The organism is Rhodoferax sp., from assembly GCF_014859475.1.
GTDB lineage: Bacteria > Pseudomonadota > Gammaproteobacteria > Burkholderiales > Burkholderiaceae_C > Rhodoferax.
Genome location: NZ_JACUUE010000009.1, coordinates 1 through 26338, shown reverse-complemented (window position 1 = coordinate 26338; position 26338 = coordinate 1). Strand labels below are relative to the sequence as shown.

The 26338-nt window shown below is 60.4% G+C and carries 24 protein-coding genes and 2 tRNA genes; 19 read left to right on the top strand and 7 right to left on the bottom strand.

The genetic code is table 11. From position 1 onward, the window contains the following. The first annotated feature begins 80 nt into the window (after positions 1-80). The 15 genes from sdhA to accD all read left to right on the top strand — a co-directional run bounded on the left by sdhA (position 81) and on the right by accD (position 16109). The gene (gene sdhA, locus IBX54_RS01760; protein ID WP_296540934.1) at positions 81-1883 is read left to right on the top strand and encodes a succinate dehydrogenase flavoprotein subunit; all 1803 of its coding nucleotides are present in this window, start codon (positions 81-83) and stop codon (positions 1881-1883) included. A gap of 25 nt (positions 1884-1908) precedes the next feature. Next, complete coding sequence (locus IBX54_RS01755; RefSeq protein WP_296540933.1) at positions 1909-2613, top strand: succinate dehydrogenase iron-sulfur subunit; 705 nt, start codon at positions 1909-1911, stop codon at positions 2611-2613. Between the two features lies 1 nt (position 2614). After that, positions 2615-2926, top strand: coding sequence for a succinate dehydrogenase assembly factor 2 (locus tag IBX54_RS01750; protein WP_296540932.1), 312 nt, complete (start codon positions 2615-2617; stop codon positions 2924-2926). After that, positions 2923-4233, top strand: coding sequence for a citrate synthase (locus IBX54_RS01745; protein ID WP_296540931.1), 1311 nt, complete (start codon positions 2923-2925; stop codon positions 4231-4233). The genes IBX54_RS01750 and IBX54_RS01745 overlap by 4 nt, the downstream gene beginning before the upstream one ends. A gap of 113 nt (positions 4234-4346) precedes the next feature. Next, on the top strand, positions 4347-5795 hold the full coding sequence (leuC, locus tag IBX54_RS01740; protein ID WP_296540930.1) for a 3-isopropylmalate dehydratase large subunit: 1449 nt from the start codon (positions 4347-4349) through the stop codon (positions 5793-5795). Between the two features lie 21 nt (positions 5796-5816). After that, positions 5817-5948: an entericidin A/B family lipoprotein gene (locus tag IBX54_RS01735; protein WP_296540929.1), complete on the top strand. Its 132-nt coding sequence runs from the start codon at positions 5817-5819 to the stop codon at positions 5946-5948. A gap of 9 nt (positions 5949-5957) precedes the next feature. Next, positions 5958-6608: a 3-isopropylmalate dehydratase small subunit gene (leuD, locus tag IBX54_RS01730; RefSeq protein WP_296540928.1), complete on the top strand. Its 651-nt coding sequence runs from the start codon at positions 5958-5960 to the stop codon at positions 6606-6608. Positions 6609-6638: 30 nt separating this feature from the next. Beyond that, positions 6639-7724 carry a 3-isopropylmalate dehydrogenase gene (gene leuB / locus IBX54_RS01725; RefSeq protein ID WP_296540927.1) on the top strand — a complete coding sequence of 362 codons (1086 nt, stop codon included), beginning with the start codon at positions 6639-6641 and terminating at the stop codon, positions 7722-7724. A 73-nt stretch (positions 7725-7797) separates the two neighbouring features. After that, positions 7798-8961: an aspartate-semialdehyde dehydrogenase gene (gene asd, locus IBX54_RS01720; RefSeq protein WP_296540926.1), complete on the top strand. Its 1164-nt coding sequence runs from the start codon at positions 7798-7800 to the stop codon at positions 8959-8961. Between the two features lie 216 nt (positions 8962-9177). Continuing rightward, positions 9178-11415, top strand: a complete 2238-nt coding sequence (locus tag IBX54_RS01715) for a FimV family protein (protein WP_296540925.1) — start codon at positions 9178-9180, stop codon at positions 11413-11415. Positions 11416-11427: 12 nt separating this feature from the next. Next, complete coding sequence (gene truA / locus IBX54_RS01710) at positions 11428-12234, top strand: tRNA pseudouridine(38-40) synthase TruA (RefSeq protein ID WP_296540924.1); 807 nt, start codon at positions 11428-11430, stop codon at positions 12232-12234. Further along, on the top strand, positions 12231-12953 hold the full coding sequence (locus IBX54_RS01705; RefSeq protein ID WP_296540923.1) for a phosphoribosylanthranilate isomerase: 723 nt from the start codon (positions 12231-12233) through the stop codon (positions 12951-12953). Before truA ends, IBX54_RS01705 begins: the two co-directional genes overlap by 4 nt. A gap of 127 nt (positions 12954-13080) precedes the next feature. Then, positions 13081-14376: a tryptophan synthase subunit beta gene (gene trpB, locus IBX54_RS01700; RefSeq protein WP_296540945.1), complete on the top strand. Its 1296-nt coding sequence runs from the start codon at positions 13081-13083 to the stop codon at positions 14374-14376. Continuing rightward, positions 14373-15200: a tryptophan synthase subunit alpha gene (gene trpA, locus IBX54_RS01695; protein WP_296540922.1), complete on the top strand. Its 828-nt coding sequence runs from the start codon at positions 14373-14375 to the stop codon at positions 15198-15200. Before trpB ends, trpA begins: the two co-directional genes overlap by 4 nt. A gap of 36 nt (positions 15201-15236) precedes the next feature. Next, positions 15237-16109 (top strand): acetyl-CoA carboxylase, carboxyltransferase subunit beta, encoded by an 873-nt coding sequence (accD, locus tag IBX54_RS01690; protein WP_296540921.1) that lies wholly within the window; start codon positions 15237-15239, stop codon positions 16107-16109. Between the two features lie 16 nt (positions 16110-16125). Here the strand turns inward: accD and IBX54_RS01685 are convergent. Then, positions 16126-16200: transfer RNA gene (locus IBX54_RS01685), tRNA-Arg, on the bottom strand. A 296-nt stretch (positions 16201-16496) separates the two neighbouring features. On the opposite strand from IBX54_RS01685, the gene IBX54_RS01680 reads away from it, so the two are divergent. Then, on the top strand, positions 16497-17426 hold the full coding sequence (locus tag IBX54_RS01680) for a polyprenyl synthetase family protein (protein WP_296540944.1): 930 nt from the start codon (positions 16497-16499) through the stop codon (positions 17424-17426). 17 nt (positions 17427-17443) lie between these two features. Next, positions 17444-17520 (top strand) — tRNA-Pro (locus IBX54_RS01675). Positions 17521-18451: 931 nt separating this feature from the next. On the opposite strand, the gene fba is transcribed toward IBX54_RS01675, so the two are convergent. The 6 genes from fba to def form a co-directional block, all read right to left on the bottom strand. Continuing rightward, a complete protein-coding gene (gene fba / locus IBX54_RS01670; protein WP_296540920.1) occupies positions 18452-19516 on the bottom strand; it encodes a class II fructose-bisphosphate aldolase in 1065 nt (354 codons plus the stop codon). A 97-nt stretch (positions 19517-19613) separates the two neighbouring features. Continuing rightward, positions 19614-21044: a pyruvate kinase gene (gene pyk / locus IBX54_RS01665; protein WP_296540919.1), complete on the bottom strand. Its 1431-nt coding sequence runs from the start codon at positions 21042-21044 to the stop codon at positions 19614-19616. 75 nt (positions 21045-21119) lie between these two features. Next, positions 21120-21482 carry an AzlD domain-containing protein gene (locus IBX54_RS01660; RefSeq protein WP_296540918.1) on the bottom strand — a complete coding sequence of 121 codons (363 nt, stop codon included), beginning with the start codon at positions 21480-21482 and terminating at the stop codon, positions 21120-21122. Then, positions 21479-22225 (bottom strand): AzlC family ABC transporter permease, encoded by a 747-nt coding sequence (locus tag IBX54_RS01655; RefSeq protein ID WP_296540917.1) that lies wholly within the window; start codon positions 22223-22225, stop codon positions 21479-21481. The genes IBX54_RS01660 and IBX54_RS01655 overlap by 4 nt, the downstream gene beginning before the upstream one ends. Next, entirely contained in the window at positions 22225-23193 is a 969-nt protein-coding gene (gene fmt, locus IBX54_RS01650; protein ID WP_296540916.1) for a methionyl-tRNA formyltransferase, read from the bottom strand. The genes IBX54_RS01655 and fmt overlap by 1 nt, the downstream gene beginning before the upstream one ends. Next, complete coding sequence (gene def / locus IBX54_RS01645; RefSeq protein ID WP_296540915.1) at positions 23190-23699, bottom strand: peptide deformylase; 510 nt, start codon at positions 23697-23699, stop codon at positions 23190-23192. The genes fmt and def overlap by 4 nt, the downstream gene beginning before the upstream one ends. A 130-nt stretch (positions 23700-23829) precedes the next feature. Between def and IBX54_RS01640 the strand changes: the two genes are divergently transcribed. Both IBX54_RS01640 and dprA read left to right on the top strand, forming a co-directional pair. Further along, entirely contained in the window at positions 23830-25032 is a 1203-nt protein-coding gene (locus tag IBX54_RS01640) for a LysM peptidoglycan-binding domain-containing protein (RefSeq protein WP_296540914.1), read from the top strand. A 19-nt stretch (positions 25033-25051) separates the two neighbouring features. Next, positions 25052-26251, top strand: coding sequence for a DNA-processing protein DprA (gene dprA, locus IBX54_RS01635; protein ID WP_296540913.1), 1200 nt, complete (start codon positions 25052-25054; stop codon positions 26249-26251). Positions 26252-26338: the final 87 nt, after the last annotated feature.

Below are 26338 nucleotides of genomic sequence, written 5' to 3'. Positions count from 1 at the left end.
CCTGCAACAGAACGACAGGCCTTTGTATGCCCGGCTTATGTCAGGGCGTGCAGTAATTCATAACCAAGACAAAATTCATCATGACTGCAACTTCAAAAATCTCTACGCGTAAATTTGACGTCGTCATCGTCGGAGCCGGTGGCTCCGGCATGAGCGCGTCGCTGCAACTGGCCAATGCCGGCCTGAACGTGGCGGTACTTTCCAAGGTGTTCCCGACCCGCTCGCACACGGTGGCGGCGCAAGGCGGCATTGCCGCGTCGCTGTCCAACATGAACGAAGACAACTGGGATTTTCACTTTTACGACACCATCAAGGGCGGCGACTGGCTCGGCGACCAGGATGCCATCGAGTTCATGTGCCGCGAAGCGCCCAAGGTGGTCTATGACCTTGAGCACTATGGCATGCCCTTCGACCGTAACCCTGACGGCACCATCTATCAACGTCCGTTTGGTGGCCACACCAGCAACCACGGCGAAAAGGCCGTGCAACGCGCTTGCGCCGCGGCCGACCGCACCGGCCATGCCATGCTGCACACCCTGTACCAGCAAAACGTCAAGGCGCGCACCAACTTCTTCGTTGAGTGGATGGCGCTCGACCTGATTCGCGATGCCGATGGCGACGTGGTCGGCGTGACCGCGCTCGAAATGGAAACCGGTGAAATGCACATCTTGCAGGCCAAGAACGTGCTGCTCGCCACCGGCGGAGCCGGGCGCATTTTTGCCGCCTCGACCAACGCCTACATCAACACCGGCGACGGTCTGGGCATGGCGGCACGCGCCGGCATCCCGCTGCAGGACATGGAATTCTGGCAATTCCACCCCACTGGCGTGTATGGCGCCGGTGTGCTGCTGACCGAAGGCTGCCGTGGTGAAGGGGCTATTTTGCGCAACAGCGAAGGCGAGCGTTTCATGGAGCGTTATGCGCCGGCCTACAAAGACCTGGCCACACGCGACTTTGTCTCGCGCTGCATGGACCAGGAAATCAAGGAAGGCCGTGGCTGCGGTCCGAAAAAAGACTACATCAACCTCGACATGACGCACCTGGGTGCCGACACCATCGCCTTGCGCTTGCCAAGCGTGCAGGAAATCGGCCACAACTTCGCCAACGTCGATATCACCAAAGAGCCCATTCCCGTGGTGCCCACCAACCACTACCAGATGGGCGGCATCCCAAGCAGCATTTCCGGTCAGGTGGTGGCGCCCAAGAATGGCCAGCAGGAAATCGTTAATGGACTTTACGCGGTGGGCGAATGCTCCTGCGTCAGCGTGCACGGTGCCAACCGGCTGGGCTGCAATTCGTTGCTCGACATCATTGTGTTCGGTTTTGCGGCTGGCAATCACATCATCGAACAATCCAAAAAGACCGCCGACCATAAACCGCTGCCGGCAGATGCTGCCACCAAGTCCCTGGAGCGCTTGAACCAGCTCGACAAGAGCACCTCGGGTGAATATTCCCAAGTGGTGGCGGGCGACATTCGCGCCGCAATGCAGCTGCACGCGGGTGTGTTCCGTACACAGGCCAGTATGGACGAAGGGGTCCAAAAGATTGCCGCACTGCGTGAACGCGTGGCCGGCATGGGCTTGAAAGACAAGTCAAAGGTGTTCAACAGCGACCGTATCGAGGCCCTCGAAGTTGACAACATGATTGAAGTGGCGCAAGCAACCATGGTCTCGGCTGCGGCCCGCAAGGAATGCCGCGGTGCCCACAGCGTGCTCGACTACGACCGCCCAGCTGACGATCCGACCTGCCCGCTGGGACGCGATGACGTCAATTGGCTCAAGCACACCTTGTGGGACAAGGCAACCAACAGCCTGAGCTACAAGCCGGTGGTGCTCAAGCCCTTGACCGCCGAGTCGATCGCCCCCAAAGTCCGCACATTCTGATCTGGAACAGTCAAGGAGAATTTTTATGGCAAAACGCACCTTCCAAATTTACCGTTACAACCCGGACACCGACAGCAAGCCCTACATGCAGACGCTAGAGCTAGAGCTTGATGGCAGTGAGCGCATGCTGCTTGATGTTCTCGTCAAGCTCAAGGCGCTCGACCCGACGCTCTCGTACCGGCGCTCATGCCGCGAAGGCATTTGCGGCTCAGATGCCATGAACATCAACGGCAAAAACGGCTTGGCTTGTCTGATCAACATGCGCACCTTGCCAGACACTATCGTGTTGAAGCCGCTGCCGGGTCTGCCCGTCATTCGCGACCTGATTGTTGACATGACCTTGTTCTTCAAGCAGTACCATTCGATCAAGCCTTACCTTATCAACGAGACCCGGCCACCCGAGAAAGAACGCCTGCAAAGCCCCGAAGAGCGCGACGAACTCAACGGCCTTTACGAGTGCATTTTGTGCGCCAGTTGCTCCACCAGTTGCCCTGTGTTCTGGTGGAATCCCGACAAGTTTGTGGGTCCCGCCGGCTTGCTGCAAGCCTACCGCTTCATCGCCGACAGCCGCGACGAGGCCACCAGTGAGCGCCTGGACAACCTCGAAGACCCGTACCGTCTGTTCCGCTGCACCACCATCATGAATTGCGTCGATGTCTGCCCCAAGGGCTTGAACCCGACCAAGGCGATTGGCAAGATCAAGGAACTCATGGTGCGTCGCGCCATCTGATATGCAAACACCGAGCAAGGCAGCAGGCGACGAACTGATCGACGAACGGGTTTTAAGCAAGCTGCGGTGGCGTTGCCGCCGCGGCCTGCTGGAAAACGATATTTTCATCGAACGTTTTTTCAAAAGGTTTGCAACCACGCTCACTGTCAAGCAGGTGCAAGGTCTGAACGCTCTAATGGACTTGAGCGATTCAGATTTGCTGGATTTGAATCTTGGGCGTAAAACCTTGGCCCAAATCGATGCCAATCTGGTGCAAGACGAAGTTTGCGAAGTTTTGGAAATGTTGAAATTACCACTTGAAAGGTTACTATGAAGCTAGCTGAAAACAAAGCCACCCTGTCGTTTAGCAATGGCAGTCCGAGCGTCGAACTGCCGGTTTACCAGGGCACTGTCGGCCCGGATGTGATCGATATTCGCAAGCTCTATGGTCAAACCGGCATGTTTACTTATGACCCGGGCTTTTTGTCAACGGCCTCGTGCCAGTCCGCCATCACCTACATCGATGGCGACAAGGGTGAGTTGCTGTACCGCGGCTACCCCATCGAGCAACTGGCCCGTCAGTGCGATTACCTCGATACCTGCTATTTGCTGCTCAAGGGCGAATTGCCCAATTTGCAGGCGCGCCAGGACTTTCACAGGCTCATCATCAACCACACCATGGTCAATGAGCAGATGCAGTTTTTCATGCGTGGTTTCCGCCGTGATGCGCACCCGATGGCTGTGCTGACGGGTCTGGTGGGGGGCTTGTCGGCGTTCTACCACGACAGCACCGACATCAACAACCCGGCGCACCGCGAGATCGCGGCCATCCGCCTGATTGCCAAAATGCCCACGCTGGTGTCCATGGCGTACAAATACGGTCTTGGTCAACCCTACATGTACCCGCAAAACGACCTCAGCTATGCGGGCAACTTCCTGCGCATGATGTTCGGTACACCGTGCGAAGAATATGTAGTCAACCCGGTGCTGGAACGTGCCCTGGACCGCATTTTTATTTTGCACGCCGACCACGAGCAAAACGCCTCCACTTCGACCGTGCGCTTGTGCGGCTCGTCGGGCACCAACCCGTTTGCGGCCATCGCAGCCGGCGTCGCCTGCCTGTGGGGCCCGGCCCACGGCGGTGCCAACGAAGCCTGCCTGAACATGCTCGAAGAGATCCAGCGCCAGGGCGGCATTGCCAAGGTGGGCCAGTTTATGGAACAGGTCAAGGACAAAAATTCCGGCGTCAAGTTGATGGGTTTTGGTCACCGTGTTTACAAGAACTACGACCCGCGCGCCACCTTGATGCAGGAAACCTGCAACGAGGTGCTGGCTGAACTCGGTCTGGAAAACGACCCCTTGTTCAAACTGGCCAAGGAGGTTGAAAAAATTGCTCTGGAAGACGACTATTTCGTGTCACGCAAGCTCTACCCGAATGTTGATTTCTACTCTGGCATCGTCCAGCGCGCCATCGGTATTCCGGTCAACCTGTTTACTGGTGTCTTCAGTTTGGCGCGTACCGTTGGCTGGATTGCCCAGCTCAACGAAATGATCAGCGACCCGGAGTACAAAATCGGCCGTCCGCGCCAGTTGTTCACTGGTGCGGTGACGCGTAACGTCGTGCCTGTGGCTGAGCGCTAATACAAACCCCGCGCCACACAAGCCCGCCGGGTGGTAACACCGGCGGGTTTTTTTGTCTCGGGCCGGGCTGACGCGTCAGCCGATTAAAATCCTTGACTCACCTAGGAAAAAGCATGGGACGCACCCTTTACGACAAACTCTGGGACGAACACGTCGTCCACACCGAAGAAGACGGCACCGCGCTGCTCTATATTGACCGCCACCTGGTACATGAAGTCACCAGCCCGCAGGCGTTCGAGGGGCTTCGGCAATCCGGGCGGCCGCTCTGGCGCGTCAGCTCGATCGTGGCCACGGCCGACCACAACACACCCACCACCGGCTGGGAGCTGGGCTATGACGGCATCACCGATCCCACCAGCAAAGAGCAGGTGATGGCGCTGGACGCCAACATCAAGGAATATGGTGCCGCTGCCTACTTTCCGTTCATGTCGCAGCGCCAGGGCATTGTGCATGTGATCGGCCCTGAAAACGGTGCCACGTTGCCCGGCATGACCGTTGTTTGCGGCGACTCGCACACCTCCACCCACGGCGCTTTTGGCGCGCTGGCGCACGGCATCGGCACCAGCGAGGTCGAACACGTCATGGCGACGCAAACCTTGCTTGCCAAAAAAGCAAAAAATATGCTTGTTCGGGTCGAAGGCGTCATACCGCGCGGCTGTGGTGGCAAGGACATTGTGCTGGCGATCATTGGCAAGATCGGTACCGCCGGCGGCACCGGCTACACCATTGAGTTTGGTGGTGCAGCCATCCGCGCCCTCAGCATGGAAGGCCGCATGACGGTGTGCAACATGGCCATCGAGGCGGGTGCCCGTGCCGGCCTGGTGGCGGTGGACGACAAGACCATTCAGTACATCAAGGGCCGCCCGCTGGCCCCCGGCTACAACGCCCCCAACGAAGCCGGTGCGGCAGTGGAGTGGGGCCAAGCGGTGGCTTACTGGGAGACCCTGCATTCCGATGCCGATGCCCGCTTTGATGCTGTCATCGACATCGATGCCTCGCAACTGGTGCCGCAAGTGACTTGGGGCACCTCGCCCGAGATGGTGCTCGGCATCAATGACCGGGTGCCTGATCCTGATCGTGAGAAAGATGCCAACAAACGCGGTGCCATCGAGCGCGCGCTGGCCTACATGGCGCTGGAGCCCGGCAAGGCGTTGAGCGACCTGTATGTGGACAAGGTGTTTATCGGCTCGTGCACCAACAGCCGCATCGAAGACATGCGCGAAGCCGCCGCCGTGGTGAAAACACTGGGCCGCAAAGTGGCGCCAAACATCCGGCTGGCGATGGTGGTGCCTGGCTCCGGTCTGGTCAAGGAACAGGCCGAGCGCGAAGGTCTGCACGAGATTTTTCTTGCGGCGGGGTTCGAGTGGCGCGAGCCCGGTTGCTCGATGTGTCTGGCGATGAACGCCGACCGTCTGGAGCCCGGCGAGCGCTGCGCCTCCACCAGCAACCGCAACTTTGAAGGCCGCCAGGGTGCCGGCGGCCGCACCCATTTGGTCAGTCCCGCCATGGCAGCGGCAGCCGCCATCCATGGCCATTTTGTCGATGTGCGCAAGTTTGTTTAAGCCAACCTGAAGGACTTCACCATGAAATCATTGAGCACCCTTTTGATCGCAACGGCCATGCTGGTATTGGTCGGTTGCAACACCGTCAAGGGCGTCGGCCAGGACCTGCAAAAAGCAGGTTCGACGATCGAAGACGCAGCCAAAAAGAAATAAACGCACACCATGCAAAAATTCAACTTGCTCAAGGGGCTTGTGGCCCCGATGGACCGGGAAAATGTGGATACCGACGCCATCATCCCAAAGCAGTTCCTCAAGTCGATCCGCAAAACCGGCTTCGGCCAAAATTTGTTTGACGCTTGGCGTTATCTGGATGCGGGCTATCCCGGCCAAGACCCCGCCAGCCGCCAGCCCAACCCCGACTTTGTCTTGAATCAGCCGCGTTTTCAGGGTGCCTCCATCCTGCTGGCACGCAAAAACTTTGGCTGCGGTTCCTCGCGAGAGCATGCACCCTGGGCGCTGGACCAGTATGGTTTTCGCGCCATCATCGCTCCGAGTTATGCCGATATTTTCTTCAATAACAGCTTTAAAAACGGCTTGTTGCCGGTCGTGCTGCCTGAATCTCAGGTGGCGCAATTGTTCAATGAAGTCATGGCGTTTCCCGGCTACTCGCTGACCATTGACCTCGAGCGCCAGGTCGTCATCCGGCCTGATGGTACTGAACTGCCTTTCGAGGTACAGGCCTTTCGCAAATATTGCCTGCTCAATGGTCTGGACGACATTGGCCTGACGCTGCGTCATGCCGACAAAATCAAAGCTTTCGAGGCCGAACGCCTGGCACAAAAACCCTGGTTGGCGCACACCATGCTGGCCTGAGTTGTTTCTTCTGAATCTTAAAAAATAATCATGAAAATTGCAGTTTTACCCGGTGACGGGATTGGTACCGAAATCGTCGCCGAGGCCGTCAAGGTGTTGCACGCGCTGGATCTGCGCTTCGAAATGGAAACCGCCCTGGTGGGTGGCGCCGCCTATGAAGCCCATGGTCACCCCTTACCCGATGCCACGCTGAAGCTGGCCCAAGACGCCGATGCTGTGCTGTTCGGTGCCGTGGGTGACTGGAAATACGACACGCTGGACCGCCCGCTGCGCCCGGAGCAGGCCATTCTGGGCCTGCGCAAGCACCTCGGATTGTTTGCCAACTTTCGCCCGGCCATTTGTTATGAGCAGCTGGTCGAGGCGTCCAGTCTCAAGCCGGAGCTGATTGCGGGCCTCGATATTTTGATCATCCGTGAATTGACCGGCGACATCTACTTCGGTCAACCGCGTGGCCGTCGCGTCGCCGTTGATGGGCATTTCCCGGGCAGCGAGGAAGCCTTTGACACCATGCGCTACAGCCGCCCCGAGATCGAGCGTATCGCTCATGTGGCTTTTCAGGCGGCACGCACGCGCAAGGCCGCGGGCTCCGAGGGGCGCGTCACCAGCGTGGACAAAGCCAACGTGCTGGAAACTTTTCAGTTCTGGAAAGACATCGTCACCGAGGTCGGCCTGCAGTACCCCGATATTGCGCTCGACCACATGTACGTGGACAACGCCGCCATGCAACTGGTGCGCGCGCCCAAGAAATTTGATGTGGTGGTCACCGGCAACATGTTTGGTGACATCCTCAGCGACGAGGCGTCCATGCTTACCGGATCCATCGGCATGTTGCCCTCGGCCTCCATGAACGCCAACAACCAAGGCCTGTTCGAGCCCAGCCACGGCAGCGCCCCCGACATTGCCGGCCAAGGCATTGCCAACCCGCTGGCCACTATTTTGAGCGCGGCCATGATGCTGCGCTTCAGCCTGAACCAGGCGCAGGCGGCAGATCGCATCGAGGCGGCGGTCAAGGCTGTGCTGGCGCAGGGCTTGCGCACGGCCGACATTTTCAGTGCAGGCAACACGCGTGTCAGTACCCGCGAAATGGGCGATGCGGTGGTCAAGGCGCTGAGGTAATTTGCGGCACGGCAAACGGGTCTGTTTGCCCCGTAAGTTGGTAAATGTTTAATTGTTACGAAAAGGGTTTGTGATGAAAGTCGGTAACTTGGTGGGTTTGGTGGGCTGGCGCGGCATGGTGGGTTCGGTGTTGATGGACCGCATGCAAACCGAGGGCGATTTTGCCTTGATTGAGCCGGTGTTTTTCTCCACTTCCAACGCCGGTGGCGCAGCGCCGTCGTGGGCCAAAAACGAAACCACGCTGAAAGATGCGTTCGACATTGATGCCCTGAAAAAATGCGACATCATCATCAGCGCTCAGGGTGGCGACTACACCACGGCAGTCTTTCCCAAATTGCGTGCTGCGGGCTGGAACGGTCACTGGATCGATGCTGCCTCGACCCTGCGCATGAAAGACGACGCCATCATCATCCTCGATCCGGTCAATCTGCCGGTGATCCAGACCGCGCTGAAAAACGGCGGCAACAACTGGGTTGGCGGCAACTGCACCGTGAGCTGCATGCTGATGGGCGTGGGTGCGCTGTTCAAGGCGGGTCTGGTCGAATGGATGAGCACGCAAACCTACCAGGCGGCCAGCGGTGGCGGTGCCCAGCACATGCGCGAGTTGCTGACGCAGTTCGGCACGCTCAACGCTGAAGTCAAGGCCTTGCTCGACGACCCCAAATCGGCCATTCTGGAAATCGACCGCAAGGTGATTGCCAAACAGCGCGCCCTGAGCGCCTCTGAGACTGCCAATTTTGGCGTGCCGCTGGGTGGCTCGCTGATTCCCTGGATTGACAAGGACATGGGGCTTGGCAAACAATCCGACGAGCCCGGTTGGGGCCTGTCGCGAGAAGAGTGGAAAGGCATGGCCGAGACCAACAAGATTTTGGGCCAGGGTGCCGCCTTTGGCCGTGCCGAGACTCCGGTGGACGGCTTTTGCGTGCGCGTGGGTGCCATGCGCTGCCACAGCCAGGCGCTTACTTTCAAGCTCAAAAAGAATGTGCCATCGGCGGATATCGAAGCCATGCTGGCCGCCGACAACGCCTGGGTCAAAGTGGTGCCCAATACGCGTGAGGCCACCATCAAGGATTTGACCCCGGTCGCTGTGACGGGTACGCTCACCATTCCCGTGGGCCGGATCCGCAAACTGGCGATGGGCCCTGAGTATGTGGGCGCCTTTACCATTGGTGACCAATTGCTGTGGGGCGCGGCCGAGCCGCTGCGGCGCATGTTGCGTATCTTGTTGCAGGCTTGATGCTTGTCAGCCCGAATTGGTTTGGTCTGACCCTTTTTTTGTTTTGGTTGGTGCATGCTTCGAGCAATGGACAATCTTCTTTCACGATATAGAATCATCAAATCTCAGCCGATGCGACGTCTGATGCATCAAAGGTGCATCACGACGAGTTGAATAGGGGCATGCTTGCAAAGGTGCGTTCCTGCTTTTTGCAGGTTGAAAACTGGAGTCAATGAATTGATTGCTAAGTCTTATCGATGTGAACTCACCACTGTGGCCTTTGCTGCACTTCTGGCTTTGGCTGGCACCAATGCGCAAGCGCTGTCGTTGGGGCGCATCACCGTTCAATCTGCACTGGGTGAGCCCCTGCGTGCAGAAATCGACATTCCGGAAATCACGCCTGATGAGGCCGCAACCCTGAAAGCCCAGGTCGCCGCGCCGGAGGCTTTCAAGTCGGCGGGCATGAACTACAGCCCGGTGCTGCCGAGTTTGCGGATGGTCTTGCAAAAGCGCCCTGATGGACGCGCTTACCTGCGTGTCAGCGGCGACAGCCTGGTTCAGGAACCCTTTGTTGACCTGATTCTGGAGGCGAGTTGGAGCACGGGGCGCATGTTGCGCGATTACACCCTGTTGTTTGATCCGCCTGACTTGCGTCTGCCGGAGCAGCCCATCACGGCCCCGTTAATGACGCCCAAGGTGATCCGGTTGCCGCGTTCCGAACCCGTGCCGGTAGCCCCGGTTGCCCCTGCGGCTGCGGTACGCCAACCGACCGCGTCTGCGGCTGCGCCTGCCAAGTCAACGTCGGTGCCTGGCGGTGACAAAGGCCGCCTGGTGACGGTCCGAGCCGGTGAAACGGCCAGCAAAATTGCCATTGCCCATAAGGCATCCAATGTGTCGCTGAATCAAATGCTGGTGGCCATGCAGCAGACCAATCCGAGGGCATTTATCAAGGGCAACGTCAACCTCATCAAGGCCGGGGCCATTTTGCGTATGCCGACCGCGGCGCAGGCCCAGGTGATCGCGCCGGTGCAGGCCAACCAGATCATCACGGCGCAAATCCAGGATTTCAACCGTTTTCGTCAAACGCTCGCCAGCGCTGCGGTTGTCGTCAAGCAGGCGCCAGTCGAGCGCGCCGTCAGCGGTGCCATCCAGGCGACGGTAGAGGACAAGAAATCTGCAACGCAAACACCTGACAAGCTGACCCTGTCCAAGGGCGCGGTTCAAAACGCATCTGATCTGGAGCAATTGGCCCAGACGCGCGAAGCGCAAGCAAGCGCACGCCGAGCCGCCGAGATCAGCAAAAACACGGAAGACCTCAACCAATTGGCCAAAACGGCTGCGTTGATGGCCGCCTCCGGCGCCGCCTCCGCAAGCGTGACCGAGCCAACGGCGCCCATGCGCCCGGCATCCACGCCGGAGATCGCCGTTGCTGCACCTGAAGTCCAAAAACCGCCCGCTGTGGCCACGCCGGTACCCCCCGCCGCGACTGCTGAACCGACAACTGGTTTTCTGGATGAACTCATTGCCAATCCTTTACTGCCAGCGGGAGTTGCTGCGCTGATTGCGTTGCTGGCCGGTTTGGCTTTTTACAAAGCACGTCAGCGCAAGAAGCAGGACTATGAAGACAGTTTGTTCATGGAGAGTGGTTTGCAGGCAGAGTCATTTTTTGGCACAAGTGGCGGCCAGAGCGTTAATACCGACAGTAGTCATGCCCCGGGTTCTCCAGCGTCATATCTTCCTGGTCAACGCAAAGCTGATGCGGACGCAGACCCGATAACCGAGGCAGATGTTTACCTGGCCTACGACAGGGATATGCAGGCAGAGGAAATCTTGAAGGAAGCCCTGCAAGCCCAACCTGGGCGACTCGCGCTCATACAAAAACTGCTGGCTATCTATGCCAAGCGCCAGGATGCCAAAGCCTATGCGGCCATGGCAGCGCTGGCTTATCCGTTGACCCAGGGCACCGGGCCGCAATGGGCCCAGATTCGCCGAACCGGCCTGACCCTGGAGCCGGGCAATTCCTTGTACCTGGCTGAAAGTCAGCCGGTATCCGCGCCTTCTGCCCCCGCGCTGGCAACTGACGCAGCCTCGGCTTTGCCGACGCTTCCTGAGAATGCACCAAGCGATGCACCGCAACCCGCTGATGACAGTGTGGTTGATCTGGACCTTGACCTTGATTTCTCCAATGATGAGCCCGGGCCTGCACCCGGGTCTGTCGCTGCTGTCGCCGTGCCCTCAGGCATGATGGCGTTTGACATGGGCTCGTTGTCGCTGGATCTGGACGACAGCAGTTCGGGCGGCAATGAAGTGCCTCCAGACGCGAATGCCGATCCGCTGGAATCGAAGTTGGCGCTGGCCGAAGAGTTCAAGGCGAGTGGTGACGATGACGGTGCGCGGGACCTTATCAAGCAGGTCATCGCCGAGGCTGATGGCGCCATCAAAGCCAAGGCACAGCAGGCGCTGAGTCAACTTTAATAGCGTCCGCGAATGGGATGTGATGCGCAAGCACTCGCCCGTGTTGCCCTGGGCATCAGCTACCACGGCGGCCACTACCAGGGCTGGCAGAGCCAGTTGTCCCGTCAAACGGTGCAGGACCAGCTCGAAAAGGCACTGACCCGCTTTGCCGACCACCGCGTGTCCACCCTATGTGCCGGTCGTACCGACGCAGGTGTCCACGGCCTGATGCAGGTGGTGCACTTTGACACCCCGCTGGATCGTTCTGAAGCCGCCTGGGTGCGCGGCCCCAACGCCTTGCTGCCGCGCGACATCGCGGTGCAGTGGGCCAGGGTGGTGCCGAAAGCGTTCCATTGCCGCGCCAGCGCAGTGTCGCGCCGCTACGTTTACGTGGTGCTGCAGTCGCCGGTGCGCCCCAGTCTGGATCGGGGCCGGGTGGGCTGGGTTTTCCGTCCCTTGCAGCTGGAGCTGATGCAGCAAGCTGCGCAGCAACTCATCGGTGAGCATGACTTCACCTCGTTTCGCGCCAGTGCCTGTCAGGCTTTGTCGCCGCTCAAGAACATGCTGCGCATTGCCATTTCCCGGCGTGGTGCCTACTGGCGTTTTGAGTTTGAGGCCAATGCGTTTTTGCACCACATGATCCGCAACATCATGGGCTGCCTGCTCTGCATTGGCGAACAGCGCCGGCCGGTGGCCTGGATGCAGCATGTCTTGCAGGCGCGCAACCGCGATGCCGCGGCACCCACGTTTTCACCCGATGGCCTGTATTTTTTGGGGCCGCGTTACGACCCGCAATGGGGTTTGCCCGAAGACTCCCCGTTGTTTGATGGACTGCCATGAACCAGACAATCAACACGCCTTTGCCAGGCCTGCACCGCACCCGCATCAAGGTCTGTGGCCTCACGCGCGAGGCCGATGTGGATGCAGCGGTGGCCGCTGGCGTCGATGCGCTGGGCTTCGTGCTGTATGCCAAAAGCCCGCGTGCTGTCTCGCCGCAACGCGCGGCCGAACTGGCACGACGCTTGCCGCCCTTTGTCACGCCGGTGCTGCTGTTTGTCAATGAAACTGTGGCCAACATCAGCGCTGCCTGTGCCCAGGTGCCCGGCGCCTTGTTGCAGTTTCATGGTGACGAAACACCGCAAGACTGCCAGGCTGCCAGCGTGGCAAGCCATCGCCCGTATTTGCGTGCTGCACGTATTCCCCTGGGAGCGGCCGGCCGTGATTTTGATCTCTTAAAATTCGCGCAAGATTATTCACAGGCCCAAGGCATTCTGCTCGACGCGCAAGTGGACGGGTACGGCGGCGGCGGGCACACATTCAATTGGTCACTGCTTCCTCCAAACGTCAACGCTCACCTCGTCTTGAGTGGTGGGCTCAGCGCTGCCAACGTGACCGAGGGCATTTTGCAGCTGCGACCGCGCTGCCTTTCTCTGGCGGTTGACATCAGCTCGGGGGTCGAGGTGCCAGGCCAAAAAGGCATCAAGAATCCCAACAAAATCCGTGAGTTTGTAACGGCCGTGCGCCAGGCAGACTTTCACTTCAACTCAGCCAAGCTTTAATATCTTTACCCTGGCAATTGTTGCCGTCATTGCGAGCAAAGCGAAGCAATCCATGACTTCTGACTGCATGGATCGCGATGTTGCTGCGCTCCTCGCGATGACAATTACCTCTTAGAACCTTATGACCATGTTTGACTACCAGCAACCCGACCCGCGCGGTCACTTTGGCATCTACGGGGGCAGCTTTGCCTCCGAAACGCTGACCCATGCCATCAACGAACTCAAGGCCGCTTACGCAAGGTATCAGTTCGACCCCGAATTCGTGGCTGAATTCAACTACGAACTGGCGCATTTTGTCGGTCGCCCCAGCCCCGTTTACCATGCCGCGCGCATGAGCCGGGAGCAGGGCGGGGCGCAGATCTTTCTAAAGCGTGAAGACTTGAACCACACCGGCGCGCACAAGATCAACAACACCATCGGCCAAGCCATGTTGGCCAAACGCATGGGCAAGCCGCGCATCATTGCAGAAACCGGCGCCGGCCAGCACGGCGTGGCCACCGCAACCATCTGCGCGCGTTACGGGCTGGAATGCGTGGTCTATATGGGCAGCGAAGACGTCAAGCGGCAAAGCCCCAACGTCTATCGCATGAAGCTGCTCGGCGCCACCGTGGTGCCGGTCACCAGCGGCAGTTGCACACTGAAAGACGCGCTCAACGAAGCCATGCGCGACTGGGTGGCCAACGTTGACAACACCTTCTACATCATCGGCACCGTGGCCGGCCCGCACCCTTACCCGATGATGGTGCGCGATTTCCAGAGCGTGATCGGCAAGGAATGCCTGGTGCAGATGCCCGAGATGCTCAAAGCTGCCGGCTGCAAAGCCGATCAGCCCGATGTGGTGATGGCTTGCGTGGGGGGCGGCAGCAATGCCATGGGCATTTTTCACCCTTACATTGCGCACGAAGCCACGCAGCTGATTGGCGTAGAGGCCGCGGGTGAGGGCATGGACTCTGGCCGCCACTCGGCCTCGATCCAGCGTGGCAGCCCCGGCGTGTTGCACGGCAACCGCACCTATGTGCTGCAGGACGACAACGGCCAGGTCACCGAGACCCACAGCATCAGTGCCGGCCTGGACTACCCCGGCGTTGGCCCCGAGCACGCCTTCCTGAACGACATTGGCCGCGCCCAGTACGTAGGCATCACCGACACCGAGGCGCTGGCGGCTTTTCATTACCTGTGCCGCATCGAGGGCATCATCCCGGCGCTGGAGTCCAGCCATGCCATCGCCCACGCCATGAAGCTGGCCAAGACCATGCGCGCTGACCAGTCGATCCTGGTGAACCTGTCGGGCCGGGGTGACAAGGACATCGGCACCGTGGCCGACCTCAGTCATGCCGATTTTTATTGCCGACCCAGTTGCCAAGGCCAGTTGGTCAAGGGTGGTCTGGCCGCTGACGAAGCCATTGTGAAAGTTGTCAAATGAGCCGCATTGCTGCCACGTTCACCCAATTAAAAGCCCAGGGCCGCAAGGCGCTGATTCCGTTTGTCACCGCAGGTTTTCCGTATGCCGACATCACCCCGGCGCTGATGCACGCGTTTGTTGCCGGCGGCGCCGACGTGATCGAACTTGGTGTGCCTTTCTCCGACCCCAGTGCGGACGGTCCGGTCATTCAAAAAGCTGGCGACAAGGCCCTGGCGGCCGGTGTCGGCCTGGTGCAGGTGCTGGCCATGGTGCGCGCATTCCGCCAGACCAACGACAGCACGCCGGTGGTGCTGATGGGTTATGCCAACCCGGTCGAGCGCTACAGCCAGAAGCACCGGCGCGCCGATCCTTCTGGCGCCAGCGCCTTTGTGCAGGACGCCGCTGCGGCGGGTGTTGATGGTGTGCTCGTCGTCGACTACCCGCCCGAGGAGTGCGAAGCGTTTGCCGCCGAGCTCAAGGCCCACCAGCTGGACCTGATCTTTTTGCTGGCCCCCACCAGTACCATTAATCGCATGCAGCAGGTGGCGCGCATTGCCAGTGGTTATGTCTATTACGTCTCGCTCAAAGGCGTCACCGGCTCCGGCGCGTTGGACACCGACGCGGTCGAAGCCATGCTGCCGCGCATTCGCCAGCACGTCAGCGTGCCCGTGGGTGTGGGTTTTGGCATCCGTGATGCCACCACCGCCCGCACCATCAGCCGGGTGGCCGACGCGGTGGTGATCGGCAGCCGTATCATCGAGCTCATTGACGAGTTGCCACGCGACCGGGTCGCTGCCACGGCCGAAACCTTCTTGCGCGAGATTCGCACCGCGCTCGATTCATAATTCGCCATTCTCCGAAAAGACGAACAAGGACACACCATGAGTTGGCTCGAAAAACTGCTTCCCCCCAAAATCCAGCACACCAATCCGGAGAACCGGCGCAGTGTGCCCGAGGGCCTGTGGATCAAATGCCCCAGTTGCGACACGGTGCTCTACAAGACCGACCTGGAGCAAAACCAGAATGTGTGCCCAAGCTGCAGTCATCACCACCGCATCGGGGCGCGGGCGCGATTGAATGTTTTTATGGACAACGAAGGCCGTTATGAAATTGGCCAGGAGGTGTTGCCGGTGGACGCCCTCAAATTCAAAGACAGCCGCAAGTACCCGGAGCGTCTGAAAGAAGCCTTGGAAAACACCGGCGAGACCGATGCCTTGGTGGTCATGGGTGGCTCGGTGCTGGGCATTGGCCTGGTGGCGGCATGTTTCGAATTTGAATTCATGGGCGGCAGCATGGGCAGCGTGGTGGGCGAGCGCTTTGTGCGTGGCGTGCATACCGCCATCGAGCAAAAAGTGCCGTTTGTGTGCTTCACCGCCACCGGTGGTGCGCGCATGCAGGAGGGCTTGCTGAGCCTGATGCAGATGGCCAAAACCAACGCCTCGCTGACCCATCTCGCCAAGAAGGGACTGCCCTTCATCAGCGTGCTGACCGATCCGACCATGGGTGGTGTCAGCGCCGGTTTTGCCTTTTTGGGTGATGTGGTGATTGCCGAACCCAAAGCCCTGATCGGTTTTGCCGGCCCGCGTGTCATTGAATCCACCGTGCGCGTCACGTTGCCTGAAGGTTTTCAGCGCGCCGAGTTCCTGCAGACCAAGGGTGCCGTGGACCTGATTTGTGACCGCCGCGAATTGCGTAAGACAATTGCCAACACGCTGGCTATTTTGACGCGTCAAAGTGCTGACGCGGTGGCTTGATGCCACTGTTTGACTGTGGTCTCGCCAACAGGAATCGAACCTGTATTTCACGCTTAGGAGGCATGCGCACTATCCGTTGTGCTATGGCGAGAAGGCGTGATTTTAGGCGCTGAATGCAGCTTTCCCTAGGCTGCTCATCAGGTTGATTTTGTTTAACAATTACCAATTCAGCATCGATCATTAGTGGTTCGGTCATGTCAATGCTCCTTTGCTACGTTGATGGGCCGAGAATAACTCCACATCAGTTTGAATCACACCCCAGATCGCCCCTCCAAGAAGACAAAAACAATCCCCAGGCTTTCTATAATGCAGGCAAATAACCGAGCCACTGTCTTGCACGCCACCCACTCTAAAAATTCCAACGCCACGGCGATCATCGCGCAGGACATGCGTGAGGTTGACACGGTGATCGCGCAACGACTTGACTCTGGCGTGCCGCTGGTGGGTCAGGTCTCCCGCTACATCATCTCTGCCGGCGGCAAACGTTTGCGGCCCGCGCTGCTGCTGCTGATTTGCGGCGCGCTCGGCTTCAAGGGCGTGCAGCGCTTTAACCTGGCTGCCGTGGTGGAATTCATCCACACTGCCACGCTGCTGCACGACGACGTAGTGGACGACTCATCGCTGCGCCGTGGCAACCCCACCGCCAATGAAACCTTTGGCAATCCGGCCAGTGTGCTGGTGGGCGATTTTTTATATTCCCGCGCCTTTCAAATGATGGTCGATGCGCAAGACATGCGCATCATGGAAGTACTGGCAGACGCCACCAACATCATTGCCGAAGGCGAGGTCATGCAGTTGATGAACATGCACAACGCCGCGCTCGATGAAGCGGGCTACCTGCAAGTAATCCGCTCCAAAACCGCCAAACTCTTCGAAGCCAGCGCGCGCGTGGGTGCCATTCTGGCGAGTGCCAACCCTGAGATTGAGGCCGCCTGCGCCAACTACGGACAGGCATTGGGTACCGCTTTTCAAGTCATCGACGACGTGCTCGACTACACCGGCGACGCCGTGGTGATGGGCAAGAACCTGGGTGACGACTTGCGCGAAGGAAAGACCACCCTACCCTTGATCGCCGCCATGCAACGCGGCAGCGCGAGCGAGCGCGAACTCATTCAAAGCGCCATAGAAACCGGCAAACTTGAGCTGATCGATCAGGTAGTGTCCATTGTGCAAACCACCGGCGCCCTTGATGTGGCACGCCAGGCGGCCGCGGCCGAGGCACGCCGCGCCATCACCGCCGCAGAGCAGTTGCCAGACAATGAACACAGGCAGTGTTTGGTACAATTGGCGGCTCAGCTGTTGGAACGCCAGTCCTGACGTTGCGGGGTATAAATCGGAATGTGGCGCAGCCTGGTAGCGCACTTCGTTCGGGACGAAGGGGTCGGAGGTTCGAATCCTCTCATTCCGACCAATTAAACCAATGGGTTAGCAGTTTTTGACTGCTAACCCATTTTGTTTTTCGGTTCCAGAAACTGAATTTAGCCACACCGTTAGCCACACCGCTGAGCCTTGCAAAACATCATCGAGGGCAGTGCGGGCGCGAAGCGCCTGCATGAACCTGGCCCCTGCCACCGACCCCGCGCGGTTCTGAGGGAGCCCCTTGGGGACAGACGGGCAGACCGCGCCGGGCCAATGCCACGCGCAGCGTGGCGAGGCCCCAGGGTGGGCGGGGCAGGCACAAGATACTTGGCCGCAGGCCACTGACCAGAAACACTTGCGAAGCAACTGGCTGAACCCAGAGCGCCAGCACAGCACCAGGGCGACAGTTGGCGGCGCGTAGGGCTGGAACAGACCGGGTAGCGCCGACGGCTGACAAGCCCGGACCAGCGTAGGCAATTTTGCATAGAGTCTTTTTTGTAAACCCGTAGGGCGCGCCAGCGGTGGACGCCACAAAAGGAGCCTGCGACTGTCTGGCGACCACTTTGCAAAATGCGGCCTTATGTAAAAGCGAAGCGGGTGGCCGCAGCTGTGGATACCGTCACCACCTCCGATCCAGCGCTCAGCCACGATGCGCAGCGACTTGCGGCGACACACATGACCGTGCTGATGGCTACCTGGTTTCAGCACGAGGCGCAGCGAGGCGACACCGAATGCTTTGGCATGGCGCAGCAGCGCCTTGGCAACTGGCTGGACGACTCGGAACGTCGATCAAGCTCAAAGCAGTGGTGGTGCTTGCCCTGCCGTGGGCGCGCAGCGCCTTCTATGCGGTTCTTGTTCATCGGCTCGCGATTTACGCTCCACGCTTCCTTCCCACACTCGGTCACCCTCATGCAGTTGCGTTTCACTTTGCTCACCGTGACCAGCTCGTAGCGGGACTTGCACCCGCAGCTAAAACAAAAGTCTCAATTGACAACCTGCGCCAGTTCGCCACGGGCGTATTGCCCGGCCACCTCGAACAAGCTATGGCCTTTGATTTTTGACCCCTGGCCTTCGCAGCCGAACTGCAGATAGCGCTGTTTGCACAGGGCTTTGGCGGCCTCGCGGGCCGGCTTGAGCCAGTCGCGGGCGTCGAATTTTTCGGGGTTCTCGGCCATGAACTTGCGCACGGCGGCAGTCATGGCCAGGCGGATATCGGTGTCGATATTGATCTTGCGCACGCCGTATTTGATGGCCTTCTGGATTTCTTCCACCGGCACGCCGTAGGTTTCTTTCATCTTGCCGCCGTACTGGTTGATGATGGCCAATGACTCTTGCGGCACCGAGCTGGAGCCGTGCATCACCAGATGGGTGTTGGGCAGGCGACGGTTGATTTCCATCACGCGGTCAATGGCAAGAATGTCACCGGTGGGCTTGCGGGTGAACTTGTAGGCGCCGTGGCTGGTGCCGATAGCAATGGCCAGCGCGTCGAGCTGGGTGCGCTTGACGAAGTCGGCCGCCTGCTCGGGGTCGGTGAGCATTTGCTCGCGTGTCATGGTGGCGTCGGTGCCGTGGCCGTCCTCCTTATCGCCTTTCATGGTTTCCAGGCTGCCCAGGCAACCCAGCTCGCCCTCCACCGTCACGCCCACGGCGTGCGCCATGTCAACCACTTTGCGCGTGACCTCGGCGTTGTAGTCGTAGCTGGCAATGGTTTTGCCGTCGGCCATCAGCGAGCCGTCCATCATGACCGAGCTGAAGCCCAGGTTGATGGCGCCCTGGCACACGTCCGGGCTTTGGCCGTGGTCCTGGTGCATGACCAGCGGAATGTGCGGATACGACTCGATGGCGGCCAGAATCAGGTGTTTGATGAAGGGCTCACCAGCGTATTTGCGGGCACCCGCGCTGGCTTGCAAAATGACCGGCGCACCGACTTCATCGGCGGCCGACATCACGGCTTGCACTTGCTCCAGGTTGTTGACGTTGAAAGCCGGGATGCCGTAGCCGTTGGCTGCCGCATGGTCAAGCAGTTCTCGCATAGAAACAAGTGCCATGGCGATGTCCTTTAGGGGTTGGTAACAGGGTGGTAACTGAGGCCAATTCTAGCGACACACCGACACCGCCGCGAATGACCACTCGTCCCCTGAAAGATCACGACACGCGGCAAATCTTGAGCATATTGGTGCCGCCGGGCGAGCCCATCGGCTCACCACAGGTGATGGCATAGACATCGCCGGTTTTCACAATGCCGCGCGCCTTGAGGTCGCTCTCGGATTCGGCCAGTGCGGTGTCGCGGTCGGCGCTGGTGTCAATCAGCAGCGGGCGCACGTTGCGGTACAGCGTCATTTTGCGTTGCGTGGCAATTTTTGAAGTCAGCGCAAAAATGGGCACATGAATCAGGTGACGGCTCATCCACAGCGCGGTCGCGCCGCTGTCGGTCATGGCCACGATGGCCTTGGCGCCCAAGTGATGCGCGGTGAACAAGGCGCCCATGGCAATGGTCTGGTCGATGCGGGTGAAGATTTTGCCGCTGAAGTCGGCCTCGAGCTTGAACATCTCGCCACCCTCGGCCGCGTGGCAAATTTTGGCCATTTCTATCACGGTTTCCAGCGGGTATTTGCCAGCGGCGGTTTCGGCTGACAGCATGACCGCGTCGGTGCCGTCGAGCACCGCGTTGGCCACGTCGCTGACCTCGGCGCGGGTGGGCACCGGGTTGTTGATCATCGACTCCATCATCTGCGTGGCCGTGATCACCACTCGGTCGTGCTCACGCGCCAGCTTGATCATGCGTTTTTGCAGCGCCGGCACCACGGCGTTGCCCACTTCCACTGCCAGGTCGCCGCGCGCCACCATGATGCCATCGCTGGCCAGCAGGATATCTTCGAGGTGCGGAATCGCCTCGGCGCGCTCAATTTTGGCGATCAGGCCAGGTCGGTGGCCGTCCTCGGCCGCCACGCTGCAGAGTTGCCGCGCCATTTCCATGTCGGTGGCAGTTTTGGGAAAGCTCACCGCCACGTAATCGGCATGGAAGCCCATCGCCGTGCGGATGTCTTCCATGTCCTTGGCAGTGAGAGCCGGGGCGCTCAGGCCGCCGCCCTGCTTGTTGATGCCCTTGTTGTTGGACAACTCGCCACCGAGCCTGACCGTGGTGTGAATTGCCTCGCCCTTGACCGCATCGACCACGATGACGATCAAGCCGTCGTTAAGCAGCAGCACGTCGCCGGCCTTGACTTCGCGCGGCAGAGCTTTGTAGTCCAACCCCACGGCATCGATGTCACCAAGCTCGGTGCGCGCCGCGTCCAGGACAAATTTCTGGCCCGATTGCAACAACACCTTGCCCTCGGCAAATATGCCGACCCGGATCTTGGGCCCCTGCAAATCGGCCATGATGCCGACCTCGCGCCCGGCCCGCTTGGCGACTTCGCGCACCAGACGCGCCCGCTCGATATGGTCTTGCGCCGTGCCGTGGCTGAAGTTCAGTCGCACCACATTGACCCCGGCGTGGATCATTTGCTCCAGCAACGCAGGATCGCTGGACGCGGGGCCTAAAGTGGCAACAATTTTGGTGGCGCGACGTGGCATAAAAATATCTCCATGTAATTTAGTTTCGTGATTTTCACACAACGTAGTTACATGACAGCAACAAGAATGCCCGCGCTACCACCCCAGCCCCAGATGCAGCGGCAGATAGACCGCCATGCCCGACACAATGGTGCCCAGCACCGCCTGGCCCTGGCCCTTGCGCCAGAAGAAATAGCCGGCACCAGCCAGCGCGGCGTAGATGCGCGCGTCTTGCCAGGTGCTGATGAGCAAGCCCTGCGTCATGATCACCTCGGGCGCCACCACCGCGGCCAGCGCCGCAATGGGTGCGTACTGCAGGCCGCGCTGCGCCCAGTGCGGCAGGTGCCAGGCCTGGTCGCTGATGAAAAAGAAACAGCGCGTGATGACGGTAACCAGCGCCAGGCCCGCAATCACCCCCAGCGTCCAGAGGTCGGTGCCATTCAGGTCGGGGCCGCTCATGCCGCTGCGCCCGGCTTTTTGGGCCAGCTTTCTTCAAGGATCAGGCACAGCGCCACCGCGCAGGCAATGGCCACCACAATGTTGAGCTTGAGCGGCAGCGCATAGGCAGCCACGGCGGCCATGCCCGCCACCCCGGCGGCAACGCGGCGCAAATGGCTGGAGGCCAGCGAACAACCGATGCCCAGCAGCGCCAAAATACCCGCAAAAGCCAGCCCCCAATGGGTTGGAATCACATTGGCCAGCGCAATGCCGATCAGACTGGCCCCTTGCCAACTAACCCAGTTGAACAGGCTGCCGCCACTGAGAAAAGCCAACTGCTCGCGGCGCTCGGCGACATGCTCCGAAGGGTGGTGGTAGTGCTTGGTAAACAGCACATAGCTAAGGTCGGTGGTCAGGTAGCCCTGCAACAGGCGCCAGCGCAGCGGCAGGTGCATCAGGTAGGGACGCATGTGGGCGCTGAACACCACAAAACGCAAATTGACGCAAAAAGCTGTGGCCAGAATCACCCACACTGGCGCACCGGCCGTCATCAGGGGCATGGCAGCGAGCTGCGAGCTGCCGGCAAACACCAGCAAAGTCATGGCAACGGCCTCGAACGTGCTCATGCCAGACTTGACCATGGCCACGCCGGTCATCAAGCCCCAAGCGGCCAGGCCCGGCGACACCGCGGCCATCTCGCGCAGGCCGCGGCCAAACGCCGGGTGCTGCCACCAGCTGCGTGCCTGCGCGCGCCAGGCGCGCATCAGCCCAGCACCTGTCCGACTTGCAAGGGGCAACCGCGCAGGAACTCGGCACTGGCAAGGCGTTTGCCGCCGGGGCGCTGCAGTTCGGTGAGGATGACGATCGAATCAAGTGCGGCGACCGCAATGCCGGCTGCGGTGATCGCCACGATCTGGCCCGCCACTTGTGAGGCTTGCGGCGTGCCATCGCCCGCCTCGCTGGCCTCAGCCGCCCAGATTTTGAGCGTCTCACCCGCCAACTGGGTGCTGGCACCCGGAAACGGGTTGAACGCGCGCACCCGCCGGGCAATGGTTTGCGCCGACTGCGACCAGTCGATGGCAGCCTCGGCCTTGTCGATCTTGCTGGCATAAGTGATGCCATGCGCTGGTTGCGGCACGGGATGCAGCTTGCCAACAGCAGCCTGCGCCAGCGCCTGCACCATCAGTTGGCCACCCAACTCGGCGAGCCGGTCGTGCAGGCTGCCGGTGGTGTCGGTTGGCAAAATCGGCAGCGACTGCGTGAGCAGCATGTCGCCGGTGTCCAGGCCGGCGTCCATTTGCATGATGGTGACACCGGTGGCCGCATCGCCGGCCTCGATGGCGCGGTGGATCGGGGCGGCACCGCGCCAGCGCGGCAGTAAAGAGGCGTGAATATTGAAGCAACCCAGCCTTGGCATGTCGAGCACCCACTGCGGCAGGATCAGGCCGTAAGCCGCCACCACCATGGCGTCGGCCTGCGCGGCTTCGAGCGCCTGGCGGGCGGCCTGCGCATCTTCCGGGTATTTTCCGTCCAGGCGCAAGCTGCGCGGTTGCGCCACGGCCATGCCATGCGCCAGCGCAAACTGTTTGACCGGCGAAGGGTGCAGCTTCATGCCGCGTCCGGCGGGGCGGTCGGGCTGGCTCAACACCAGCGCCACGTCATGACCGGCCGCATGCAAGTGGGCCAACGCCACTGCGGCAAATTCGGGCGTGCCCGCGAACACCAGCTTCAAGCGCGCTCCTCGCGCTGGGCTTTGAGCAGCTTGGTCTTGATGCGGTTGCGCTTGAGTGGCGACAAATACTCGACGAACATCTTGCCCATCAGGTGGTCCATCTCGTGCTGGATGCACACCGCCAGCAGCCCGTCGGCCTCGATCAGCCGCTGCGTGCCCACGTCATCGAGGGCCTCGACCTTGACCGCATCGTGGCGCCGCACGCCGTCGTAAATGCCGGGCACCGAAAGGCAACCCTCTTCATTCAGATGCGTCTCGGGGCTGGCCCACAGAATTTTCGGGTTAATCAGCACCAGGGGCACATCGCGACCCTCGGAAATATCCATCACAATCAGCCGCTCGTGCACATTGACCTGGGTGGCCGCCAGGCCAATGCCTTTGGCCTCGTACATGGTCTCGAACATGTCGGCAATCAGGGTTTTGATGCGCGCATCGACCGCAGCCACAGGTTTGGCCACGGTGTGCAGTTTGGGGTCGGGATAGCAAAGAATTGGGAGTAGAGCCATGATGTCACTTCAAAGATGTCGTTATTTTCGCTATTTTCGCCGTGCTGCGTCCATTACCCGCAGGACAATCGTTGTCCCGGCAAGGGCTTGGGCGCACAATCTCATGTGAGTTAATCAAATGCAAAACACCATGGCCAAAACTTTTTTTGACACTGTCTCACCTAAATTGACCTGGATGGCGCTGGCCTGCAGCTTGCTGGCAGGCCCCGCGCTGTCGCAAAATTTCCCGATCACGGCGCAGCAGCGCGCCATTGCCAACCAGGTCGCCCAGAGCGGCGTGGCCTTGAGCGAGCTGAGCCCCAATGCACCGCAAAGCTACACGGTGAAGTCTGGCGACACGCTGTGGGCTATTTCCGGCTTGTTCCTTCTAAGGCCCTGGCGCTGGCCCGAACTGTGGGGCATGAACTTGTCCGACATCAAAAACCCGCACCTGATTTATCCGGGCCAAACGCTGTATCTTGACACCAGCAACGGCCGGGCACGCCTGAGCATGCACCCAGGCAGCGACCTGCCCACGGTACGCGTGTCGCCGCGCACCCGCGTTGAAAATTTGGCAAGCAGCGCCCTGCCCACGCTCAAGAGCAGCCTGATCGAGCCGTTCCTGGCCGAACCCCTGATCGTCGATGAACAGGGTCTGAGCGCGGCACCACGGATCGTGGCGGCGCAAGACAGCCGGGTGTTGCTCACCCGCGGCGACCGGGCCTATGCCCGCGGCACCGCTGACGCCAAACTAACCGACGACCCACGCAAGAAGCAACAGGCGTTCAGAGTGTTTCGCAACGCCACGCCGCTGAAAGACCCGGTCAGCGGCGAAGTACTGGGCTATGAAGCCCAGTACGTTGGCAAGGCCTTGCTGGCACGCAGCGAAAGCAGCCAGGAAAGCGTTGATGGCGACGGCAAAAGCCGCACTGATATCGTGCCAGCCACCATCGACATCGTTGATGCCAAAGAAGAAATACGCGTTGGCGACCGGCTGTTGCAAGAGCCGCCGGTACAACTGCAAAGTTACGTTCCCCACGCCCCCGTGGGTGCCATGGATGCCCGGGTTGTCTCGGTTTACGGCAATGCCGTGGTCAATGCCGCCCAAAACCAGGTGGTGAGCATCAACCGTGGCAGCCGTGATGGCCTGGAGCCGGGCCATGTGCTGGCCATCATGACCGACGGCGCACGCCTGGTGGACAAGACCGATGCCAATCGCCCCATGATCAAGTTGCCCGATGAGCGCAATGGTTTATTGATGGTGTTTCGAACTTTCGAAAAGGTGTCATACGGCCTGGTGCTCGACATCACCAGCGGTGTCAAGGTAGGTGATCGACTGGTCAACCCGCTCTGACAGCACCCGCCGGCCACCCATGGAACGCGATGAACTCAAGGCATGGCTGAGGCTGACACTGAGCCCGGGCATCGGCAACGTCACGGCGCGCAAGCTGCTAACGGCTTTTGGCCTGCCACAGGCCATATTCGAGCAGCCCTCCTGCGCTTTGCGGCAAGTGGCAACAGCAACCCAAACGCAGGCTTTGCGCGGCGAGCCCGAGGCATTGACCGGGCTGCTGGAAACCACCTGGGCCTGGCTCAACCAAAGCGAACCGAATGGCTGCCGGCGTCACATCGTCACGCTGGGCGACCCTGGTTATCCGAAAGTCTTGCTCGACATCGACGACCCGCCTTTGATGCTGTACCTGCTGGGCAACGCCCACTTCGAAGATGACGCGCCATCAGACCCTGCTGCGTCCTGGCCGATCGAGGCCCGGCGCTGCCTGGCCGTGGTGGGCAGCCGCAACCCGACACCGCAAGGTGCGCGCAATGCCAGGCAATTCGCCAAAGCGCTGGTTCAGTCCGGCCTGACGGTGGTGAGCGGCCTGGCCCTGGGAGTGGACGGCGCCGCCCACGAAGGCGCCCTTGAGGCTTTGCCCGACGGTGCCACAGGCCAAGCGCTGACGCTGGCCGTGATCGGCACCGGCCTGGACCGGGTTTACCCCAGAGCCCACCACGCCCTGGCCCACCGCGTTGCGCAACACGGCCTGTTGCTGAGCGAGTACCCGTTGGGAACGCCGCCCTTGAATGCCAACTTCCCCAAACGCAACCGCCTTATCGCCGGGCTCGCTCGCGGCACGCTGGTGGTGGAGGCCGCCCTGCAATCGGGCTCGCTCATTACCGCCCGGCTCACCACCGAACAGGGCAAGGATGTGTTTGCCATCCCCGGCTCAATCCACGCGGCGCAGTCGCGTGGTTGCCACGCACTGATCAAGCAAGGTGCCAAGCTGGTGGAATCAGCGCAAGACGTGCTGGAAGAACTGCAGGGCTATGAGGCGTTGTCGGCCGTGACAGCCGGTCTGGCTACTCCTGGCGACCCGCCAAACAAGAACGGCACAGACGACGCCGACCACGCGCTGCTGCAAGCCATCGGCTTCGATCCCGTCGGGCTCGACGCCTTGCAGGGCAGGACCCAGCTGCAAACTGCAGATTTACAGGCCCAGTTGATGACACTGGAAATCAATGGGCTGGTGGCACGCTTGCCGGGCGGCCTGTTTCAACGCCTGCCGGGCGCCTGAAACTGATGGCATCCTGGCGCAGTTCACGCCAGCAGGCGCTCGGGGTTGGCTTCCAGTTGGGTCAGGGCATCGCGGGTGGCACGTGCC

Coding starts and splice junctions, on each gene's coding strand:
- sdhA (WP_296540934.1), top strand. CDS start 81: ATGACTGCAACTTCAAAAATCTCTACGCGTAAATTTGACGTCGTCATC.
- IBX54_RS01755 (WP_296540933.1), top strand. CDS start 1,909: ATGGCAAAACGCACCTTCCAAATTTACCGTTACAACCCGGACACCGAC.
- IBX54_RS01750 (WP_296540932.1), top strand. CDS start 2,615: ATGCAAACACCGAGCAAGGCAGCAGGCGACGAACTGATCGACGAACGG.
- IBX54_RS01745 (WP_296540931.1), top strand. CDS start 2,923: ATGAAGCTAGCTGAAAACAAAGCCACCCTGTCGTTTAGCAATGGCAGT.
- leuC (WP_296540930.1), top strand. CDS start 4,347: ATGGGACGCACCCTTTACGACAAACTCTGGGACGAACACGTCGTCCAC.
- IBX54_RS01735 (WP_296540929.1), top strand. CDS start 5,817: ATGAAATCATTGAGCACCCTTTTGATCGCAACGGCCATGCTGGTATTG.
- leuD (WP_296540928.1), top strand. CDS start 5,958: ATGCAAAAATTCAACTTGCTCAAGGGGCTTGTGGCCCCGATGGACCGG.
- leuB (WP_296540927.1), top strand. CDS start 6,639: ATGAAAATTGCAGTTTTACCCGGTGACGGGATTGGTACCGAAATCGTC.
- asd (WP_296540926.1), top strand. CDS start 7,798: ATGAAAGTCGGTAACTTGGTGGGTTTGGTGGGCTGGCGCGGCATGGTG.
- truA (WP_296540924.1), top strand. CDS start 11,428: ATGGGATGTGATGCGCAAGCACTCGCCCGTGTTGCCCTGGGCATCAGC.
- IBX54_RS01705 (WP_296540923.1), top strand. CDS start 12,231: ATGAACCAGACAATCAACACGCCTTTGCCAGGCCTGCACCGCACCCGC.
- trpB (WP_296540945.1), top strand. CDS start 13,081: ATGTTTGACTACCAGCAACCCGACCCGCGCGGTCACTTTGGCATCTAC.
- trpA (WP_296540922.1), top strand. CDS start 14,373: ATGAGCCGCATTGCTGCCACGTTCACCCAATTAAAAGCCCAGGGCCGC.
- accD (WP_296540921.1), top strand. CDS start 15,237: ATGAGTTGGCTCGAAAAACTGCTTCCCCCCAAAATCCAGCACACCAAT.
- IBX54_RS01680 (WP_296540944.1), top strand. CDS start 16,497: ATGCGTGAGGTTGACACGGTGATCGCGCAACGACTTGACTCTGGCGTG.
- fba (WP_296540920.1), bottom strand. CDS start 19,516: ATGGCACTTGTTTCTATGCGAGAACTGCTTGACCATGCGGCAGCCAAC.
- pyk (WP_296540919.1), bottom strand. CDS start 21,044: ATGCCACGTCGCGCCACCAAAATTGTTGCCACTTTAGGCCCCGCGTCC.
- IBX54_RS01660 (WP_296540918.1), bottom strand. CDS start 21,482: ATGAGCGGCCCCGACCTGAATGGCACCGACCTCTGGACGCTGGGGGTG.
- IBX54_RS01655 (WP_296540917.1), bottom strand. CDS start 22,225: ATGCGCGCCTGGCGCGCGCAGGCACGCAGCTGGTGGCAGCACCCGGCG.
- def (WP_296540915.1), bottom strand. CDS start 23,699: ATGGCTCTACTCCCAATTCTTTGCTATCCCGACCCCAAACTGCACACC.
- IBX54_RS01640 (WP_296540914.1), top strand. CDS start 23,830: ATGGCCAAAACTTTTTTTGACACTGTCTCACCTAAATTGACCTGGATG.
- dprA (WP_296540913.1), top strand. CDS start 25,052: ATGGAACGCGATGAACTCAAGGCATGGCTGAGGCTGACACTGAGCCCG.